The sequence below is a fragment of the Pseudomonas sp. NPDC089554 genome, assembly GCF_050280645.1.
Lineage (GTDB): Bacteria > Pseudomonadota > Gammaproteobacteria > Pseudomonadales > Pseudomonadaceae > Aquipseudomonas.
Genome location: NZ_JBNNVR010000176.1, coordinates 1 through 2,924, shown reverse-complemented (window position 1 = coordinate 2,924; position 2,924 = coordinate 1). Strand labels below are relative to the sequence as shown.

3 protein-coding genes are annotated in these 2,924 nt (G+C 65.6%); all 3 read right to left on the bottom strand.

Annotation, left to right across the window (positions count from 1 at the left end; genetic code table 11):
- Positions 1 to 1,486, bottom strand: a 1,486-nt coding sequence (locus tag ACQKPE_RS26175; protein WP_427669594.1) for a pilus assembly protein TadG-related protein, incomplete at its 3' end; no start/stop codon positions are given.
- A gap of 213 nt (positions 1,487 to 1,699) precedes the next feature.
- Positions 1,700 to 2,260, bottom strand: a complete 561-nt coding sequence (locus ACQKPE_RS26170) for a DUF4136 domain-containing protein (RefSeq protein ID WP_427669593.1) — start codon at positions 2,258 to 2,260, stop codon at positions 1,700 to 1,702.
- 18 nt (positions 2,261 to 2,278) lie between these two features.
- Positions 2,279 to 2,911, bottom strand: coding sequence for a DUF4136 domain-containing protein (locus ACQKPE_RS26165; RefSeq protein WP_427669592.1), 633 nt, complete (start codon positions 2,909 to 2,911; stop codon positions 2,279 to 2,281).
- Positions 2,912 to 2,924 lie beyond the last annotated feature (13 nt).

Sequence of the window (2,924 nt, the reverse complement as noted above, 5' to 3'; positions counted from 1 at the left end):
AGACCTTGGTGCCAATGTCGATCAGGGGTAGCGCCTTGATCGCCGTGGTGCCCTGGGTGAAGAACGCATCCGCTGATTCGAACCGGCCCACGGCGACCTTGGCCCCGGCGCTTTGGGTCAGGGTGGTCAGGCTTTTTGGCGAGCAACTGTAGTTGTCCGGAGGGCTCGGCGGGAGGCGGGCCGTGCCCTCGGCGACTTCCAGACCGATATCCAGATGCAGGTTGCCGGGCACCAGTTCGATATCGCTAACGTTGCAGGGAATGCCCACCAGGCACAGAATCGACTGCACCGTGGAGACCAGATTCAGGCTGAGCAGGTTGTTGAGCACGTTGGTCAGTGGCGAGGCGAGATCCTCCACGGCGTTCAGCAACCCGATAATTGGCGTCAGCAGCGGCAGATCCAGCGAGATCATCGCCCGCACCTGTGCGGTGTGCACCTTTAGCTCATCGGTGCGCGGGTCGCCCACCGAGGAAATCTGCTGCGGTTCGATCACTTTCAGGCGAACCCGTCCATTGACCAGGCCCAGCGCGCTCAGCGGCAAGTCGACATTGGCGGCCGTCTCGCTGGCCGCCAGCTGGATAACCCCCTGCACCAGTTGCAGCAACTGGATGCTGGTATCCAACCCGGCCTGGGCCGTGCCGTTCTGGATATCGAGAATCTCGCCCAGGTGCAGCAGCGTGCCGTTGCCAGCCCCCAAGGCGACCTTGCCCAGGTTGGTCACCACGTCGGCGGCGGCACCGCTTTGTTGCAGCACCTTCACCGCCGCTTGCAGCAATTGCGTGGCAGTGGCGTTGGCATTGAGCAGTTGCTGGTAGTCGCCGACTGTCAGGTTTAGGTCCACGGCAAGCTGGTCGAGGTACTTGAGCAGGTTGAGGTTGGTGGTGGCGAGGCCGTTCCAGCCCGCGACATCCAGCTGTACGTTGCCGCCCAGGGCGCTGAGTAACGCGTTGAGCAAAACCGACTGGCGCGAGTCGACGGTTGCCAGGGTAGTGCGGATGCTCAGCATTGCCTGCGGCGGCATTGGCGCCGAGGCCACTGCCGTGGCGCGCAAGGTGGTGGTCAGCGGCAGGCCTTCACCTTGGGTCAGGGTGTAGAGCCCAGCCGCGATGCTGGTGGTGACGGTTTCGTCGACCTGCACCTTGATCGCCTCGTTGCGCGTGGCATCGCTGGTGAAGGTGCGCAGGCTGTTGGCGCCGGTTTGCAGGTAGCCACAACTGGCGAGCAGTGGGTTGCCGGGGGCATGGCCATTGCGGGTGGCGGCGGCACGGGCGACGGCCGTGGCCTGTGGACCGCTGCCGATACACACGGCGAGCTGCCCGGCAGCCTCCAGTGCGGCCATGTCGGCGATGCGCTGAAGCTTGTGTTGCTCCAGGTACAAGCGCCCGCTGTCGACCACCAGCACCATGAACACCAGTGCCAGGCCGAGGGTCAGGGCCGCCATCAAGCCGATTGCGCCACCTTGGCGCGCAGCGGAACGGAAAACCACGAGCACTCCTTTGCAGGCCTTCGGCCACGCAGTGCAGCTGCGGTGCAAGGAGTGTAGTCAAGGTGATGGCAAGTTGCCCTGCCCAGGCGACCGATACCTACCTCTGTAGGAGCGGGCTTGCCCGCGAACACCGGCAGAGCCGGTGCCATACACTGCGGTGTGTTCTTCGCGGGCGAGCCCGCTCCTACAGGTATGGCATCGTGATCGAGAAGGTTAGCGCGGCGGGTAATTGGCCATCAGCTGGGCGATGGTCTTCTGGATCGCGACGTTACGTTCCTGTGGGCTCGGCGGGTAGTTGTTCATCACCTGCTCGGCACTGCCACGCCACACCAGCTTGCCGTCGCGCCCATCGAACAGGTCAACTTGCAAGGTCGCGACCTTGTAGTCGACGCTGCGGGTCTCGTTGTACATCGGGCCGCCCCAGTAGTTGCCCCAGTAACCGCCCCAGCCGCCGCCGTAGTTGGTGGTGACCTGCTGCTGGCGCTGCTCGACGATCAGGTAGGCACGCACCTTCACGTCGGCCTTGGCACCGCCTTGCACCGGGCGCAGCCCGCGCTGGTCGAGCTGGTCGGAGACCGCCTGGCGAATGCGCTGCTCGGTCAGGTCGCTCTTGATGCGCGGGTCGTCCGGGCTGTAGTGCAGGGCCGGTTCCTGCCAGGCCCAGCTACGGTAGCCAGCGAAATCGCGGCTGGCGTCGAAGTCCTGGGTGACATTGTTGCTGGCGCAGGCGGTGAGCAGCAGGGCCAGGGACAGCAGAACGAAGCGGCGCAACATGAAGATTCTCCTGGGCAATCAACTTGGGGGGTAGCCGGACAGCGCCTTGTGCACCGAGTCGCGCAGGGCATTCTCGCGTTCGCGTGGCGAGTCCTTGTCGCTGCCGCTCTCGGCGCTGGCGCTCCACACCGGCTGGCCACTGCGGGCATCGAACAGGTCGATGCGCACCACCATCACCTCGACCTGGTAGGTGCGCACGATCGGCACGCTGCCATAGGCGCCGTAGCCATTGCGATAGCCGCCATAGCCGACGCGGCCGTAGGGGTAGGGGCCGTAGTAGGGGTCATAGTCGTAATCGCGCACTTGGCGCAGGCGCCGTTCCAGGCGCATGTCGGCGCTGACCAGCAGGTCGGCGTTGCTACCGCGTGCCGGGCGCAGGCCGTGCTGGTCGAGGGCGCCGCTGATGGCGGCGGCCAGCTGTGCAGGGTCGGCATTCACACTGCCTGCGGGCAGTTGGTCGTTGCGCCAGGCCCAGCTGCGGTAGCGCCCATAGTCGCGTGGTGGTGCAGGGTAGGCACTGGCATCGAAGGTGGTGGCGGCCTGGGGCGGTGCCGGTGGCAGCGGCCGGGAGCTTGCCACGTACGGGTTGGTGCCCTGGCAGGCGGCCAGGGCGAAGGGAAGCAGGGCCAGGCACAGCAGACGGTATGGCATGTGTTCCTCCCGA